The following is a 16544-nucleotide window of genomic DNA, read 5'->3' as shown; positions in this document are numbered from 1 at the left end:
GAGAGGACCCTGGGCCCGGCGGTCCCACTGATCCCTGGTTAACCGTCAGTCGCCATGCTAATTTCGCACTTTGGTCAGGCAGGCGTACCGGCTCGTGGGGGAAAGTCGGTGAAGACAGGCGTGGCTTTCGACGAGTCCGGCGGAGATTCCTGGCAGGAGCCGGGACTCGAACTGTTGCTCAGGCTGACCGAAGCGCTCTGCCGACTGGGGTGCACGCAGGACGCCTCGGGGCGGGCGCAGTTCGCCGCGCTGTTGGGCGAGCAGCTTCAGCACCACATCGACCTGCGGGGCATCAGACTCCGTGAGGACGTGGTGACCATGGTGCGCGCGGCGTTGAGCGTGCCGGGCGGGGAGCGCGTACTCGTGTGGGTGGTGGACGTCTGCGAAGGCGCGGAAGCGGCCGCCGACCTGAAGGCGGTGGTCGGCTCCGTCATCGCGCCGCCCGCCCCGACGGCGCCGGCCGGGCCGCTCTCCGGGTACGACGAGAGCACGGCGCACGCCCTGCTCCAGGCCGTCGGCGACGAGATACCGGCGGTCCGATTACGGGACGACCTCGTGGCCGAGCTGCACGGGGTGGACCTGCCCACCGGACGGACGGTCGAACAACTCTTCACCTACGCGGTCGAGTTGAACGTCCAGCCGGACGGCCTGCCACCCGCCGTACTGCTCATCGACCACGCTTCCCGGCTCGTCCCGGTGGCCGACCGTCGCAAGGCGCTCTCCGACTGGGTGGAGGCGTGGGCACGCCATGCGGGTCTGCTGGAGGCCCTGGAGCACCGCCGCGCCCGGCGCGCGACCGGTGCGTACGATCCGGAGATCCCGCGCTGTCTGGTCGTCGCGGTCGAACCGGCCCGCGACGGTTCCGGCGAGATCGTCGTACGCCCGTGGCTCAACGGCGTTCCCGGTCGCTGGCAGCCCCATCCCGGGGAGCCCGTCACCACGACGCTCGACCGCCTCGGCCCGGCCGTCGAGGGCGTTCTGCGCCGGGGAGCCCGGTTGTGGGCGATCGAGCCGGTCTCCACGCACGAGGACCAGGACCAGCCTCCGCCGTATGTCGAGTTCGTCCTTCCGTATGACCTCCTCAACCATGATGTGGGCAGGCTGCGGCTCAGCTCGGGAGGCGGGAGCCCTCTCCCGCTCGGGCTGAAGTACGGGGTGCACCTACGCTCTCTGGAACGGATGCGTACCGATGACGTCCTGGTCAGGGCGCAGTGGCGGGAGCGCTGGCGCACCCTGCGGGAACACGGAATAGCGGTGCAGAGCTGGGACGAGTCCGACGCCCGGGGCTTCGAGGACTGGCAGGTTTCGCTCGCCGAGGAGCGCAGACGGACGGCCGTGGTGCTCGACGCCCCTGTCAAGCCACCGGCGCTGGAAGCGCTGAAGGCGGCCATCGCCGAGGGAATCGGGCTCGCGGTCTGGGACCGCAGGGGAGTTTTCCACGACGAACGGCGGGAAGTAGTGACCGCCGTGTTCGCGTCGGTGCCGACGCCCTCGCAGGTCCCGATGGCCATCCACCGTCTTCGCCGAAAGGCCGAAGCCAACCCTCACGGCCCCCTGCTGCTGGGGAGGCACATCGCCTTCCTCTGGGACGACCCCACCCGACTCGTCGACATGCAGCCCACCGATACCGGCGATCCCGCCAGCGAGGAGGCATCAGCATGACCCCACATGAGCAGACGGCCCGGGACGGCTGGCGCGTGTTCGAGGCCACGGGTTTCCCACCCGGGGACCCCCTGCCGGCGCTGCCCCCGCCACCGCCCTGGCGGCGGTTCCACGGATCCCCGGCGCAGCCGCCGCCACCGGACGGCGAGGCGGCCGCACTGCGCCGGCTGGGACCCGGCGACACGATCCCCCAACTGGGGCCGGACGAGATCGACGTCGTCAACGCCGCGCTCGTCCTGCGCAGGCCCTTGCTGGTCACGGGTCCGCCGGGCATCGGCAAGTCCTCCCTGGCGTACCTGCTCGCGCGCGAGCTGGGCCTGGGGCGGGTCCTGGAGTGGAACATCGTCAGCCGCACGGTGCTGCGGGACGGACTCCACACCCATGACGCGATGGGGCTCGCGCAGGCCATCGCGGCCTGGCAGGCGGGGCTCGGCGGCACCGTGGAACGTCCGGCTGCCCAGGACGCCGAAGCGGACGGGACGGAACGGCCGGACGACGGTCCGCGACCGCCCGCTCTCGGCGACTTCATCACCCTGGGACCGCTGGGCACGGCCCTGCTGCCTTATGACCGTCCCCGCGTTCTCTTGATCGACGAACTAGACAAAAGCGACATAGACCTCCCGAACGACCTCCTGCACGTCCTGGAGAACGGGAGCTACGACGTCCCCGAGCTGGTGCGTGCCGCCGCCGCCAGCGCACGGGTGCACACGGCCGACCCGGGAGGGCACGCCCTGGTGCGGCACGGCCGGGTCGAGTGCCGGGAGTTCCCGGTCGTGGTCATCACCAGCAACGGTGAGCGTGAGTTCCCGGCGGCCTTCCGCAGGCGCTGCATCCCCCTGGAGATGCGGCCCCCGACGCGAGAGCAACTTCTGGCCATCGTCGAACGCCACCTGACGACACGTCCGGAAGGCACGGAGGCGCTGGTCGACCTGTTCGTGCAGCGCGTCCAGGGCGGCGGTACCCACGCGCTCGATCAGTTGCTGAACGCGGTCCAGTTGACTACTGCTGGTGGTTTCCAGGCCGACGGCGACGGGCGTAAGCTCGTGGAACTGCTGCTCCGCGATCTCGCGAAGGGCCGCTGAATGACCGGCTTTCCCAGGGAGCGTGCATCCGGCGACACCGACCCCGCCTCGGAGGCGTCGTCGTCCTTGGCGTTCCCTGAGACCGACAGCATGCCGCACTGGCAGCAGCTCGCCGACGCCGTATGGCTCGCGGCCTACTGGGACCGCCACGGTCGCGGCACCGGTCCGCGACCGGCCGCGCCGCGCGGCGGCTCCGCTCCCCCGCGGCCTCACGACCACCGCGCGCCCCGGGACACCGGGGCAGCAGAGCGCCTCCCGACCGCCGGGCGGACCACGGACACACCGCCCGAGGGTCCGGCGCGGGCGACCGAGCCACGACGAACCCCGGATCCTGCCCCACCGAACGACTCCGAAGGCGGGTCCCGGACCGTCGCCCGGCTGGAGGGTCCCCTGACCGGGGCTCCGGGGCCGCCCCCCAGGCCGGCTCTCGTCCCGGCGCCCGACGGGCCCGACACCGTGCACCTGGGGCCGCCCCTGCTGCCCGCCCCGCAGGCGCGGCCGGCGGAGCGGGACCACGGCAGGCGCGTCGCCCGGCTCGCCCGCGCCCTGCACCGGCTCGCACGCCGTGTGCCGTCACGGCGTGCCACGGAGCTGGACGAGCGGACCACGGCCGAGCGCGGCGTGGTGGACCGGCTCTGGTTACCCTTCCAGCAGCCGGTCCGCACGCGTGCCTTCGATCTCGTGGTGCTCGTCGACGACGCTTTGACGATGCGGATCTGGGCGGACAGCGTCGCCGGCCTCGTCGAGGCCGCCGAGCAGTGCGGCGCGTTCCGGGTCGTGCGTGCCGTGCGGGTACGGGTGCCGGTGGCCGGCGAGGCGACGCTGCGCCGGCCGAACGGACGCACCGCCACGGACCTGGGCGAGGTACTGGACGGGAGCGGCGACCGGCTGTACCTGGTCGTGACCGACGGCCTGGCCCACGGATGGGCCTCCGCCACCGCGGACACCCTGCTCGGCCGTCTGGCCGGCGCGGGTCCCACCGCTCTCGTGCACCTCCTGGCGCCCCATCTGCGTCACCGTTCCTCGCTCTACCCGTACCAGGCCGTCCTGGAGGCCGGCGGCTTCGGCGCGGCCAACGCCAGGCTCACCCAACTGGAGCCGTCCGGGGGCCCCGACCCGATGCGCCCGATGCCCGAGGGGGGCGACGGCTCCCTGCCCGTTCCCGTGCTCTCCCTCAAGGCGGGTTCCGTCGAGGCATGGGCCTGCCTGGTGACCGGCGAGCCGGGAGTGCGCCGGGAGCTGCCCGTGGTCCTGGCCGGCACGCTCACCAAGGGGGCGCCCGCGCCGGGGCTGCGCGCCCCGCGGATGCCCGGTGCCGCGGTCCGGACGGTGGGCGCCTTCCTCGAACTCGCCACTCCTCCCGCCCGGCAACTCGCGAGTCAACTCGCCGCCGTACCCTTCGAGTTCGACCTGGTCGAGCAGCTACAGGACCGGATCATGCCGCATACGGGGCCGGTCCACCTGGCGGAGATCATGATGGGCGGGCTGATCGACTGGAGCGGCGACCGGCCCGAGTTCGCCGACGGTGTCCGCGAAGCGCTCCTGGCGACGACGACCCGTACCCAGCTGGCCCGCACCGTCAGCGTGCTGGGTGATCTGCCGGCCGCGGGCCGGCGTGGAGTCGCCCTGCGCGCCGCGTTGCGCGATCCGGCGGGCGCCTCCCTCCCCGACCCGGCCGACAGGGGGTGGCTGCGGAGCGAGCTGGCGGTGATGCGCGCACTGGCCGGTCCGTACTCCGCCCGCGCCAAACGTATCGATCCGCTGAGCGGGAGCGTGCCGGCGAATGCTCCCGATGCTGCGAAAGACCCATCCGGCCGGGGATCAGTCGGCGGCGCTGAGGGCAGTGATCAAGCGCCCGCAGTCCCTGATCCGACTGGAGAGCCCGTGCCGATGCCGCTGACCGACGTGTCCCGCCCCGAAGCCCTGGAGGCTGAGTCCCCCATGCAGAGCAGCGCGACCGGATCACCTGCCCTTCTGGTGAACGTTCCCCTGCGGAACACGTCGTTCGTGGGCCGCACCGAACTGCTGCGGGCGGTGGAGCAACAGCTCGGCTCGCAGGACACCGCGGCCGTGCTCCCGCATGCCCTGCACGGCATGGGTGGGGTGGGGAAGTCCCAGCTGGCCCTCGAATACGTCTACCGCCATCAGCAGGACTACAAGGTGATCTGCTGGATTCCCGCCGAGCGGGAGCCACTCGTCCTGACGGCGCTGGCCGGGCTCGCGGCCCGGTTGCGCCTGACTCCCTCGGGGGCCGAGGGCAGTGCCCCGGCCGCCAACACGGCCGTGCCCGCCGTTCTGGAGGCACTGGGTGCCGGGGGTCAGTACGACGACTGGCTCCTGGTGTTCGACAACGCCGAGAACGTCGATGTGGTACGCCGTTACTTCCCCGCCAACGGCCCGGGGAAGATCATCGTCACCTCCCGCAACCGTGACTGGGAGCGGGTGGCCACGCCGCTCCCGGTGAACGTCTTCGAGCGTGACGAGTCCATCCAGCTCCTCCAGAAGCGGTCCCCGGACCTGTCCGAGAGCGACGCCGACCGGCTCGCCGACGCGCTGGGCGACCTGCCGCTCGCGGTGGAGCAGGCCGGTGCCTGGCGTGCCGTGACGGGCATGCTCGTCGACGACTACCTCGATCTGCTGAACGAACGCCGGCCGGAGATCCTCCAGCTCGACCCGTCGCCCGACTACCCGGTCTCCGTCGCCGCTGCCTGGGACATCTCCCTGGAGCAGATCAAGGAGAACAGTCCGGGCGCCCGCCAGCTCCTGGACATCTGCGCCAGCATGGCTCCCGAGCCGGTTCCGCTCTCCATGCTGCGCGGCCGCCGCGCCATCGACATCACGCCGGAGGTCAACCCGCTGCTCAGCGACTCGGTCAAACTGGGCAAGGCCATCCGGGAGCTCAACCGGTTCTCGCTGGTGAAGCTGGACCTGCGGTTCGACACCCTCCAGATGCACCGGCTGCTGCAGAACGTGCTCCTGGCCAAGCTCGACCCGGGCCGGCGCGAGAGCATGCGCGAGGCCGCCCACCAGCTCCTGTCGGCTGCCAAACCGGGCCACTACGCCTCGTCGGTGGAATGGCCCGCCTACCAGACCCTGCTGCCCCACATCCTCACGTCACGGGCGGTGACCAGTACGGACACGTTCGTACGGGAGCTGGTCTACGACACGGTGCTGTTCCTGTACTACTGGGGCGACCACGAGACCGCCGTCGACCTCGCCCGCCAGACGCACACCACCTGGCTGGCCGCCTCGGGCGAGGAGAACATCCACGTCATCCGGGTCGCCAAGATCCTGGCCTTTCTGCTGCGCGTGGTGGGACAGGTCCCCGAGTCGATCCCGCTCAACGAGGCAGCTCTGGACGTCTCGCGCCGCACGGACGTCGAGCCGGAGGACCTCATCGACTCCATGTCGCAGATGGCGGACGCGTTGCGCTACCAGGGGCGGTTCCGGGAGGCGGAGGCGCTGGACCGGGAGGCCACCGAGCAGGGCCGGGTCCTGCTCGGCGCCGAGGAGTTCATCACCCTGATGGCGGCCCACAACTGGGGCGTCGACCTGCGTCTGTGCGGCGAGTTCGACAAGGCGCTGAGCCTGGACCGGGACACCGCGGAACAGCGCGAACTCCTCCTGGGTCCCACCAGCAGTCTGACGCTGGGCACCCTCAGCGGCGTGGGGCTAGACATGCGCGAAGGGGGCGACTACCCGGGAGCGCGCGACTTCCTGGAGGACATCTACCGCAGGGTGCGCGAGTCGATGGGGGACGACAACCCCGAGACCCTGGGCAGCGCCCGGAACCTGGCGGTGTCCAGGCGTCTCGACGGCGCCGTCGCCGAGGCCGCCAAGCTGGCGGAGGAGACACTGCGCCGTCTGATGACCGCCTACGGACCGAACCACATCGGCACCCTGCTGGTGGCGGCCGAAGTGGTCGTCGACCGTCGCCTGATGGGAGATCTCGACGGCTCCCGCACCCTGGGACAGGACATCCTGCGCCGCTATGTCGCGGGTCTCGGCGAGAACCACCCGACGACCCTGGTCACCCAGGTCAATCTGGCGGCGACCCTGCGTGCCCTGGGCCATCTGGAGGAAGCCCGGACCCTGGAGGACGAGGCGGCCGCCCGGCTCACCGACTCCCTCGGCGCGGAGCACGTGACGACTCTGACGGTGGCGCTGGGTCGGGCCAACACGGCGTACGCGGCCCTGGACTTCGAGCTGGCCAGGGAGATCGACGAGACCACGCTGCCCCTGCTGAAACAGATGGCGGGAGAGACCCACCCGCTCGCTCTCGCCTGCACGGCCAACCTCGCTCTCGATCTGCGGGGCCTCGGTCGCAGGTCCGAGGCGGACATGTGGGAGACCAGGGCGGTGGAGGGCTTCAACCTCGTGGTGCGTGCCGATCACCCCTGGTTGCTGGCAGCCCGTCAGCGTCGCCGTATCGACTGCGACCTGGCGCCTCTTCCCCTGTAGTGGGGCAGAGACAGGGGACGTGGAGCCGCGTCAGGGGGAGGACGTATGCCGACAGTTGTGTTCATCCACGGGACCGGGGTGCGGGAACCCGGTTTCTCCGCGTTGGCCGGCCGGTTCGCCGCCGCGCTGACGGCTCTGCGGGCCGGTCTGCGGGTGGTTCCCTACTACTGGGGCGGCCGTCACGGCGCGACGCTCGCCGCCGGTGGTGCCTGTCTCCCACCGGAAGGGGGAGCGAGCCGTGGCCTCGCCGAGGCCCCCGCGGGGTGGGACGCGGACGACGACACCGCGGCCTGGGCCGCCCTGTACACCCACCCGGACGGTGAGCTGGAGGTCGCCGCCTCCGGCGCGGAGAGGGCCGTCGAGCGCCCGCCCGGCTCGGTGCCACCGCAGGAGAGGACCCGGGCGCTGCTCCTGTCCCTCGCGGCCCAAGGGGACGACCTCGCCGCCGAGTTGGGGCCGGGCCTGGCCCGTGCCGCGGCGGACCTGGCCGCGCATCCCCTGCTGGGCCCCGCCGCGAGTGCCTTGGAACCGGGCGACCTCGCCGTCCTGATCGCCCGTGCCCTGGCCGCCCGTGTCATGGCGGCGGCCCTCGACGCGGACCTCCCGGTCATCGCGGGCGGCGACGCGCGGGATCGTGTCGTCGACCGGCTCGCCTCGGCGCTGGGCGCGGCGCCGCAGGGCGCCGAGCGCGGGCTGCGCGGGGTGCTGTTACGGGCCGCCGGTTCCGCGGCCTCCCGGGCCGTCGTACGCCGGCGTCGTGCCCTCACGCAGGCCACCCACCCTGCCGCGGGTGACGTACTGCGCTACCTCGCGCGCGGCGAGGGAACGCGTGCGGAGCTGCGCGACCTCGTGGCCGGGCTGGAACCCCCGGTCACCGTCGTCGGTCACAGCCTCGGCGGGATCATCGCCCTGGACACCCTCGTCGCCGCCGCGCTGCCCCAGGTGCGGCTGCTGGTGACCGTGGGGTCCCAGGGCCCCTTCCTGTACGAGTCGGGGTCGCTGCCCTCTCTGGCCCACCCCGAACCGCTGCCGCCCCACGTGCCCGACTGGCTGAACCTCTACGATCCGCGGGACCTGCTCGGCTACCTCGGCGCCGGCCTCTTCCCGGGGCGGGTCACCGACGTCATGGTGGACAGCCGTCAACCGTTCCCCGCCGCGCACAGCGCCTACTGGACCCATCCCGACGTCTACCGGCACATCGTGGAACGGCTGCCGTGAGCGCACCGCCGAATCCGGCGCCTCGCGTGGACCCCGCCCGCGTGCACGCGCTCATCGTCGGTGTCGAGACATATGCCGCGGGGCACACCTGGGACCTGCCCGGGCCCGCCCGCGACGCCCTGGCGTTCCGCCGGCTGCTGCTGTCCGCCGGTGTCCCGGAGGCGAACCTACGGCTGCATCTGGCCCCGCTCGCGCCCTTCTCCCCCGGCACCGCCTACGCTCCCGCCGACCACGCCGCCCTGCGCGGCACCCTGGTCAACGAACTCCCCTCGGCACCCGGTGACATCCTGTGGGTCTGGTGGGGCGGGCACGGGGTTCTGGACCGGGCGGGTCATCTGCGGCTGTTCTGCTCGGACGCCACCGCGGCCGACAAGCTCGGCATCGACCTGGAGTCCGCGCTGGCCCGCTACAGCAGCGACTCGGTGCCCGGATTCACGGAACAGCTGTGGGTCGTGGACGCGTGCGAGACCTTCGAGGAGGCCCTGGCCTTCCGTGAACAACTTCCCGCCGGCGGCCTGCCCTTCGGGAACCGCACCCTCACGCACCGGCAGACGGTGCTGCGCGCGGCGGGCCGGGGCCGTGCCGCTGTCAACGACCCCGTGCGGGCCACCGGTCTCTTCTCCGAGTTGGTGATCGGGCTGCTGGCGGACCGCCGGGCAGCGCTCCCCGCAATACCCGCCCCGGAGGAGCTGTTTTCCGCCGTGCGCGCGGGCGTCGCCGACCTCAGGGCGGCGGGGCGCACGGTTCCGTACCCCGAGATCCGGTTACAGGGTCCCGGACGAACCGAGGTCCTGACCCCGGCCGGACAGGGTTCGGGCCGTGCTGGACCGGAGCTGCGGGAGTCCCCGCTCGCCCGGCTGAAGCGCGCCGTGGACGCGCTGATGTCCTATCCGATGATGGCGGACCCGGTGGAACGGCAGGTCGTGGTCAGTGCGTTGAGCCCCCGCTTCACCGGCACACTGCCCCGGCATCCCAAGGCCCGCACCGATGTCACCGGCATCGTCTCCACCCTGGCCCGCCGTGGGCCGGAGGCCCTGCGGGAGCTGTTCGACGCGGTGGTGTCCCTGGACACCGACGACCCGGAGCGGGAGCGAGAACTCGCCGACGCCCTGGCGGACTTGACCGACTCGCCCGGGAAACCGCGGGAACGGCACTGATCACATGGCGTGATCGCACGGGTTTCCGACAGGCACGGCGTCCGTCATGATGAGCAGAGCAGGGGCACAGCGTGTCAGCGCGGGGAGAAGGGGGACGCATCTTGGACCGGACGCCCGCTCTGCGCACTGCCGGAGCCGACGAGGGCCGGCAGACCCCCACGGCAGACACCGTCGTCTGGGAGTCGGATCTGGCGGACCTCGCCACGATGCCCTTCACCGAGGCGGACAGCCTCGCTCCCCTTCCTCCCACGGCCCGCATCCTCCAGGAGGTCCTGCGTTCCCGCGGGGGAATCAGGAGCGGAGGAGGCCAGCCGGGGAGGGCCGAGTAACCGAGCCCCGCACGTGGTCCGCCGGACCGCAGTGGCACGGCCTGCCCGCACTCACCACCGGAGGTCCCGGGTATGACAGGCGAGCAGCCCCCTCCCACGCTGCGCGTGCCCGACCGTCTCTTCGCCGAACTCGCCACGGGTGGCGGCTCGTCCGAGGCTCTCGCCTGCCTCGAACGCGGTGAGAGAGCCCGTCGCCTGCTGCTCCTGCGCACCGCTCTGGCTCACATCGACGCGAGGGACGCGAGGGACGCGGCGCCCTCCCCCGTCGGAGCGCCCGCCGACGCCTGGCGCGTCCTCAAGGCGGTCGCGGGCCAGGCGCCCGACGTGGTGGAGGACCTGCTGCTCGCGCCCCAGACGGGCGGCTGGCTCGCCCATCTGCTGCGCCGGGTGCACCACACGGCGTCAGGGCCGCCCCTGTGGGCGGAGACCGGCCATCTGAACGTCCTGGCGGTCACAGCGGCCCTGCGGGCGGACCTGGAGTCGGATCTCCTTGTGCCCCTGGTCGACGGGGCGCTCGTCCTCCCGGGCCTCGGCCTGGCCCGTCTGCCGGACAGTCGGCGGGGCCATTCGGTCGGCCGGGCCGCGACCAAGGCGGGCGAACTGACACTGACGTCGGTCGACGGCGAGGCCTGCCTCGTGTGCCGGCCCCGGACCGTGCCGGCGACCGGCTGCGCGGCGCCGCCCGCCGTCGCCGTGCCGGAGGCGGCAGCGGCGCACTGGGTCCCGCTGCGTACCCTCTCGCCCAACGGGTCGGCGGACGCCGCCGCGATCCCCCTGGACGACCTGGGTCCCTATCGTGACCTCGACGAGCCGATCGCCCCGGACCGGCTCGACGCGGACGAGGCCGTCGCCTGGCAGAAGCTGTTCGACGACGCCGTCGGCATCCTCGCCGTCCGGTCCGAGCCCGGTCCCGGCCGGCTGGATCCGGCCCTGATCCGCACCATCGTGCCGTGGGGCCGCACCGCCGCCACGCCCACGCCGCCACCGGTGGTGGAGTTGTCGGCCTCCACCGGCGATGCCTTCGGCTCGATGATGATCACCCGGCCAGCCACGGGGCTCGCGCTCGCCGAGGCCCTGGTCCACGAGTTCCAGCACAGCAAACTCGGTGCCCTCCTCCATCTCTTCCCGCTGCTCGACGACGACAGGGAGGAGCGGTACTACGCGCCTTGGCGCTCCGACCCCCGCCACCTCACCGGATGCCTGCACGGCGCCTATGCCTTCACCGGTGTCGCCGGCTTCTGGCGGGACCGGATGGCCGAGCCCGAGCACGCCGGTGCCGCCGCCTACCACTTCGCGCTGCGCCGGGCACAGGCGCGCCTCGTCGTGCGCACCCTGCTGACCAGCGGACGCCTCACCGCACCCGGGCGCCGGCTGGTCACCGGCCTCGCCGGCACCCTCGACGGCTGGTTGCGTGAGCCCGTGGCGCCGGAGGCGCTGGCCCGTGCCCGGACGGCCGCGGCACTGCACCGCACGGAGTGGCGCCTGCGCAATGTCGTAGCCGCTGAAGACGGCGCGGCGGGTGACGGTGGTCCGGCGCCCCTGCGTTTTCGACCCGACCGAGTCCTGTGGGCCGACCGCCGCACCCACGCCTTCGCCGTCCCCCCGGCCGCCCCGCGCACCGCGGACGACCACCTCGCGGCCGGCGATCCGGCGACGGCCCTCGCCCGGTACGCCGAAGCCCTCGCGCACGACCCCGGCGATGCTCACCTTCTCGCCGGATGGATAGTGGCCCGCGCGGCCCTGGGGAACGACCGCCCGGCCCGTCGCCTGCTGGCCCGTCCGGAACTGGTGCAAGTGGGCCTCACCGACACCGACTTCGGGTTGCGGGACCCCAGCTGAGCGTGTCTAATTTAGGTTAGCCTCAGCTAAGCTGAGCGCCGCGGTGATCAGCGCACCGGACCACCTTCAGCGGGCCGCACCGACACAACGAAAGACGGGAAGCATGACCGTACGGGTCGCAACGGCCGTAGGCAGTGGCCAAGTCGGTGGGGAGTCCGTCGTGAAGGGCGCGGACGCGACGCCGTCCGCCCCGGGGCCTCACCTGGCGGAGGAGCTCCGCGGCAGGGCGGTCGTCGTCAAGTACGGCGGCAACGCCATGGTGGACAGCGGCCTGCAGCGGGCGTTCGCCCAGGACGTCGTGGATCTGTGGCGCGCGGGGCTCAGACCCGTCGTCGTGCACGGCGGCGGGCCGCAGATCAGCGCGATGCTCGACCGCCTCGGCCTCACGACCCGCTTCGAAGCCGGCCTACGCGTGACCACCCCGGAGACCATGGAGGTCGTACGCATGGTCCTGACGGGCCGTGTGCAGCGCGAACTGGTCGGCCACATCAACGCCCACGGGCCCTTCGCCGTGGGCCTGACGGGCGAGGACGCGCACACCATGACCGCCGTACGGCGACCGGCCTGGGTGGACGGCCGACCGGTGGACATCGGCCTCGTCGGCGACGTCGTCGACGTCAACCCGCGCGCGGTCCGCACCCTCCTGGAGCAGGGGCACATTCCCGTGGTCTCGCCCGTGGCCCGCGGCGAGGACGGACAGGTCTACAACGTCAACGCCGATCTCGCGGCGTCCGCGCTGGCCGTGGCCCTCGGCGCCGAACGGCTGGTCGTCCTCACCGACGTGGAGGGGCTGTACGCGGACTGGCCGCGCAGCACCGAAGTGATCGCACGCCTGACGGCGCGGGAGCTGGACGGGCTGCTGCCGAGCCTGGCCAGCGGAATGCTGCCGAAGATGGAAGGCTGCCTGCGGGCCGTGCGGGGCGGCGTACGCAAGGCGCACGTGGTCGACGGCCGGGTGCCGAACGCGCTGCTGCGCGGCGTCCTGGACGCCGACGGCCCCGGCACCACAGTGCTGCCGGACCACTGCGCGGACGACCGCGGCGACGCCATGTGACAGGCGCCGCCTTCGCCGTCGACTCTCCCAGCTCCCCCAACTCCCCCAACTCCCGGAATCAGGCCCGTTGTCCCGTCACCGCGACGGCGGGCGCGGGATCCGGGCGAGGAGACGCGCGTTGCGCCTCGGGTCCAGGGACTCCACCCACGAGGAGGGAGCCAGACGCTCGCTCGCCGGGGCGAACCCGTGGCGCAGGAACAGGCCGCCGTCGCCCGTGGTCGCCGTGAACAGGGCCCCCAGCGACTGGGCACGAGCCCTCGCCAGCACGGCACTCAGCAGCCGGGCGCCCGCTCCGCAGCCCTGCCTGTGCCGGGCCACGCAGAAGTTGTACAGAACGCCCGCCGGGCCGTGGCCGCGCTCCGGGTCGGCCGGGTGCACACGTAGGCCGAGGCATCCCTCAAGGGTGCCGTCGGGGGCTTGCGTCACCACGAAGTCGGCCGCCTGGGCGGCGTAGAGCGAGACCGGACGTTCGCGAAGCGCGCCGGAGCTCACGAACGGCCGGGACAGGGCGGCGAGTGCGACGGCGTCCTCCGGGCGGGCGGCGCGCACGGCAGGCGTCGCCGCGGGAAGCAGGTGCCGGAGCGGAGGGGCGGGGCGCGGAGTAGCCGTGGTCAAGGTCTTCCTTCGTCGGTTCCACTCATCACAGGCGGGACGAGCCCCGTCATGGCTCCCGCTTCTCGCTCTCGCGCCCGTCGACGTACGTCGCCACCACCTCGATGTCGCCGATGCGGGAGGGGTCGACCCGGCGCGGGTCGTCACCGAGCACGACCAGGTCGGCGCGCTTGCCCGGGGTGAGGCTGCCCGCTGTGTCCTCCCAGTGGCAGGCGAAGGCGCCGGCGACGGTGTAGGCGCGCAGGGCCTCGTCGACGGTGATGCCTTCCTCCGGGCCGATCACCCCGCCGGAGGCGGAGGCGCGCTCGACCATGAACTGGATGGCCCGCAGCGGGGATCCGTCCGCGACCGGCCGGTCGGAGCTGCCGACCAGGGTGATGCCGTGATCGAGGAAGCCCCTCCCCCGGTACAGCCACGGCGCCCGCTCCTCGCCCATGATCGCCGCGTAGTCGTCGCCGAAGTACCGCAGGAAGTTGGGCTGGACGACCGCGCTCACGCCCAGCCGCGCGAAGCGCGGGAGCTGGTCCGGGCGGATCAGGCCGGCGTGCTCGACGCGGTGGCGTGCCTCGGGCCGGGGGCGCAGGCGTTGGGCTCGTTCCAGGGCGTCGAGGGCCACGTCGGCCGCGCGGTCGCCGATGGCGTGGACGGCGAGCTGCCACCCGGCGAGGTGACCGTCCACGATCGTCTCGGCCAGGGCCTCGGGGTCGTCCTGCAACTGGCCCGCGTGGTCCAGCCCTTCGTACGGACCGCTCAGCGCGGCGGTACGGGCCATCATGCCGCCGTCGGTGTAGATCTTCAGCGCGCCGACCGAGAGCCAGTCGTCACCGAAACCGGTCCGCAGTCCGAGGTCCAGCGCCTTGGGGATGCCGTCGGCCCGGTGCGCGGCGACCGGGCGCAGCCGGTCCGCGGACACCATGAGCTGCACCCGCAGCGGCAACAGGCCCTTCTCCCGGGCGAGTTGGTAGGCGCCCAGTTCGACCGGGCTGTGGCCGAAGAGGGTGCCGCCGATGCCCGCCTCGGCGCAGGCCGTCACGCCCTCGGACAGGCAGGTGCGGGCGGCACGCCCGATCGCGTCGGCCAACTCCTCCTGGGAGTACGGCAACCGCAGCGCGCGGGCGGCGCCCATGGCGCCCTCGGCGAGGAAACCCCCCTCGTGCGGCACGTCGGCGGGGAGCAGATCGAGGACGGCGGTGTTGACGACGCAGCCGTGCCCGGAGTCGTGCAGCACGAACACCTTGTGCCCGTGGCTGACCTTGTCCAGTTCCGCGGCCGTCAGATGGCGTCCCAGGGCCCGCTGGTCGTAGCCGGCGATGCTCACCCATGCGCCGGGCGAGTTCTTCCGGGTGACGGCCTGCTCCACCACCGCGAGCACGTCGTCCACACGTGTGCGGCCCGCGATGCTGGGCGTGTTCTGCTTGAACCCGGTCCAGGGCAGGTGCACATGGGCGTCGATGAAGCCGGGCAGCACCGTGGCGCCCTGCAGGTCGATCACCTCGCGGGCGGGCAGGGAGGTCACGCCCTCGTCCAGGCCGACGATCCGGCCCCGCCAGATGCCCAGGTCGTGGGCGACGGGGTGGTCCGGATCCATGGTCAGGAAGCGCGCGTTCGTCAGTCTGGCGCAGAGCATCGACGCGGGTCCGGGTCAGGCGTCCTGGGACGCCGCGAGGGACCGGGGGCGCAGATCGGTCCAGTGGGACTCGATGTAGTCCAGGCACGCCTCCCGGGTGTTCTCGTCGCACACGATCGTCCACCCTCCGGGCACGTCGGCGAAGGACGGCCACAGGGAGTGCTGGCCCTCGTCGTTGACCAGGACCAGGAAACGGCCTTCGTTGTCGTCGAAGGGGTTGGTGCTCACGTTCGGTGCCTCCTCAGGTCCGGCGGGCCGGTGACAGCCGCGCCGAAAGAACGGATCATGAGGTGGATCAGGATGCGGACAGGCGTGATTAGGTTAGCCTTGCCTAATCACTTGAGCTTAGCTTTTCCCCCTTCTTCTCACAAGGAGACGTTCATGAGCCGTGCGGCCGACACGGAGGCCCCCTTCGCCGAGTTCGGCCTGCCCGGTGCACCCGGCACGGACGAGTTCTGGGCCGCGGCGGGGGCACCCGCGTCGACGCCGGCCGACGACGGCGGTTGGCTGACCCTGTTCCTGTGGCGCGGCTCCGCCGCGAGCATCGGCTTCGAGAGCTGGTCGGAGCCGGTGCCGCTGCGCCGGTGGGCCGACACCGACTGCTGGTACGCCCAGGTGCGCATGCCCGCACGGCTGCGGGTGACGTACCAGTTCCTCGTGGGCGACGCGGCGTACGCCGACCCGTTCAACCCTGCCGGTGCGGGCGGGGAGCGGTCCATCGCCGCGACACCGGACGCCCCGGCCCAGCCGCACTGGCCCCTCGTCGGCGCGGCCGACGTCCTGCCCGTCCCCCGCACCCGGATCCGCTGGGCCAGTGCACGCCTCGGCGGGCGGCGCACCGTGCGGGTCCATCCGGCGGGCGGTGGCGGACCGGTGGTCCTGCTGCTCGACGGGGACGACTGGCTGTATCTGCACCCGGCCATGACCGCGTTCGACTCGGCCGTCGCCGGTGGCGAGATGCCCGCAGTCACCCTTGTCTTCCTCCCGGCCAAGGACAGGGAGGCCGAGTTCGCCTGCCGGCCCGAGTTGTGGGAGGCGATCCGGGACGAACTGCTGCCGCTGGTGGGCGAATCCGATGTCCCCGCCGACCCGGACCGGCTGGTGGTCGCCGGGCAGAGCCTCGGCGGGCTGAGCGCGATGTACGCCGCCCTGGAGTTCCCGGACCTGGTGTCCCGCGTCGCCTGCCAGTCCGGGTCGTTCTGGTGGACGCCCGAGGCGATCGGGTCGGCCGACCCGTTGGGCGGCCCGGTGGGCGGCGCCCTGGCCGCGCGCCTGCGGGGGCGGCCCGACCTGTCCGGTCTGCGGGTCGCGTTCGACGTCGGGGAGCACGAGACGCGGATGCTGCCCCATTGCGAGCTGACCGAGACGCTGGCCGAACAGGCCGGTGCGACCGTACGGGTCTCGCGGTCGGCGTCCGGTCACGACCGGGCGGGCTGGCGGCAGGCCCTGCTCAGGGACGTCGCCTGGGCCCTCGGGTAGGCGGTTTTGGGGCTGCGCGGGCGC

Annotated in this window: 12 protein-coding genes; 9 read left to right on the top strand and 3 right to left on the bottom strand. The window is 72.7% G+C overall.

The window, feature by feature from the left end; genetic code table 11:
• The first annotated feature begins 120 nt into the window (after nucleotides 1-120).
• The 8 genes from ABZ078_RS22880 (at nucleotide 121) to argB (ending at nucleotide 12802) form a co-directional block, all read left to right on the top strand.
• A complete protein-coding gene (locus ABZ078_RS22880) occupies nucleotides 121-1662 on the top strand; it encodes a hypothetical protein (RefSeq protein ID WP_356577842.1) in 1542 nt (513 codons plus the stop codon).
• Entirely contained in the window at nucleotides 1659-2744 is a 1086-nt protein-coding gene (locus ABZ078_RS22875; protein ID WP_356577841.1) for a MoxR family ATPase, read from the top strand. The genes ABZ078_RS22880 and ABZ078_RS22875 overlap by 4 nt, the downstream gene beginning before the upstream one ends.
• The gene (gene fxsT / locus ABZ078_RS22870) at nucleotides 2745-7205 is read left to right on the top strand and encodes an FxSxx-COOH system tetratricopeptide repeat protein (protein WP_356577839.1); all 4461 of its coding nucleotides are present in this window, start codon (nucleotides 2745-2747) and stop codon (nucleotides 7203-7205) included. It abuts the gene before it with no gap.
• Nucleotides 7206-7250: 45 nt separating this feature from the next.
• A complete protein-coding gene (locus tag ABZ078_RS22865; RefSeq protein ID WP_356577837.1) occupies nucleotides 7251-8423 on the top strand; it encodes an alpha/beta fold hydrolase in 1173 nt (390 codons plus the stop codon).
• Entirely contained in the window at nucleotides 8420-9580 is a 1161-nt protein-coding gene (locus ABZ078_RS22860) for a caspase family protein (protein WP_356577835.1), read from the top strand. The genes ABZ078_RS22865 and ABZ078_RS22860 overlap by 4 nt, the downstream gene beginning before the upstream one ends.
• A 101-nt stretch (nucleotides 9581-9681) precedes the next feature.
• Entirely contained in the window at nucleotides 9682-9909 is a 228-nt protein-coding gene (locus ABZ078_RS22855) for a hypothetical protein (protein ID WP_356577833.1), read from the top strand.
• A gap of 72 nt (nucleotides 9910-9981) precedes the next feature.
• Entirely contained in the window at nucleotides 9982-11748 is a 1767-nt protein-coding gene (locus ABZ078_RS22850) for an HEXXH motif-containing putative peptide modification protein (protein ID WP_356577832.1), read from the top strand.
• Between the two features lie 160 nt (nucleotides 11749-11908).
• Nucleotides 11909-12802, top strand: a complete 894-nt coding sequence (argB, locus tag ABZ078_RS22845) for an acetylglutamate kinase (RefSeq protein WP_356577830.1) — start codon at nucleotides 11909-11911, stop codon at nucleotides 12800-12802.
• A 75-nt stretch (nucleotides 12803-12877) separates the two neighbouring features.
• On the opposite strand, the gene ABZ078_RS22840 is transcribed toward argB, so the two are convergent.
• The 3 genes from ABZ078_RS22840 to ABZ078_RS22830 form a co-directional block, all read right to left on the bottom strand.
• Nucleotides 12878-13375 (bottom strand): GNAT family N-acetyltransferase, encoded by a 498-nt coding sequence (locus ABZ078_RS22840; RefSeq protein WP_356577941.1) that lies wholly within the window; start codon nucleotides 13373-13375, stop codon nucleotides 12878-12880.
• A gap of 88 nt (nucleotides 13376-13463) precedes the next feature.
• Entirely contained in the window at nucleotides 13464-15041 is a 1578-nt protein-coding gene (locus ABZ078_RS22835) for an amidohydrolase (protein ID WP_356577828.1), read from the bottom strand.
• A 15-nt stretch (nucleotides 15042-15056) separates the two neighbouring features.
• The gene (locus ABZ078_RS22830) at nucleotides 15057-15269 is read right to left on the bottom strand and encodes an MbtH family protein (RefSeq protein WP_356577827.1); all 213 of its coding nucleotides are present in this window, start codon (nucleotides 15267-15269) and stop codon (nucleotides 15057-15059) included.
• Between the two features lie 153 nt (nucleotides 15270-15422).
• Here ABZ078_RS22830 and ABZ078_RS22825 point away from each other — a divergent pair, with 153 nt between their 5' ends.
• Complete coding sequence (locus ABZ078_RS22825; RefSeq protein ID WP_356577825.1) at nucleotides 15423-16520, top strand: alpha/beta hydrolase-fold protein; 1098 nt, start codon at nucleotides 15423-15425, stop codon at nucleotides 16518-16520.
• Nucleotides 16521-16544 lie beyond the last annotated feature (24 nt).

Source organism: Streptomyces sp. NPDC006385 (assembly GCF_040612485.1).
Lineage (GTDB): Bacteria > Actinomycetota > Actinomycetes > Streptomycetales > Streptomycetaceae > Streptomyces.
The sequence above is the reverse complement of the archived record's forward strand: the minus strand, read 5'-3'. Positions and strand labels throughout refer to the sequence as shown.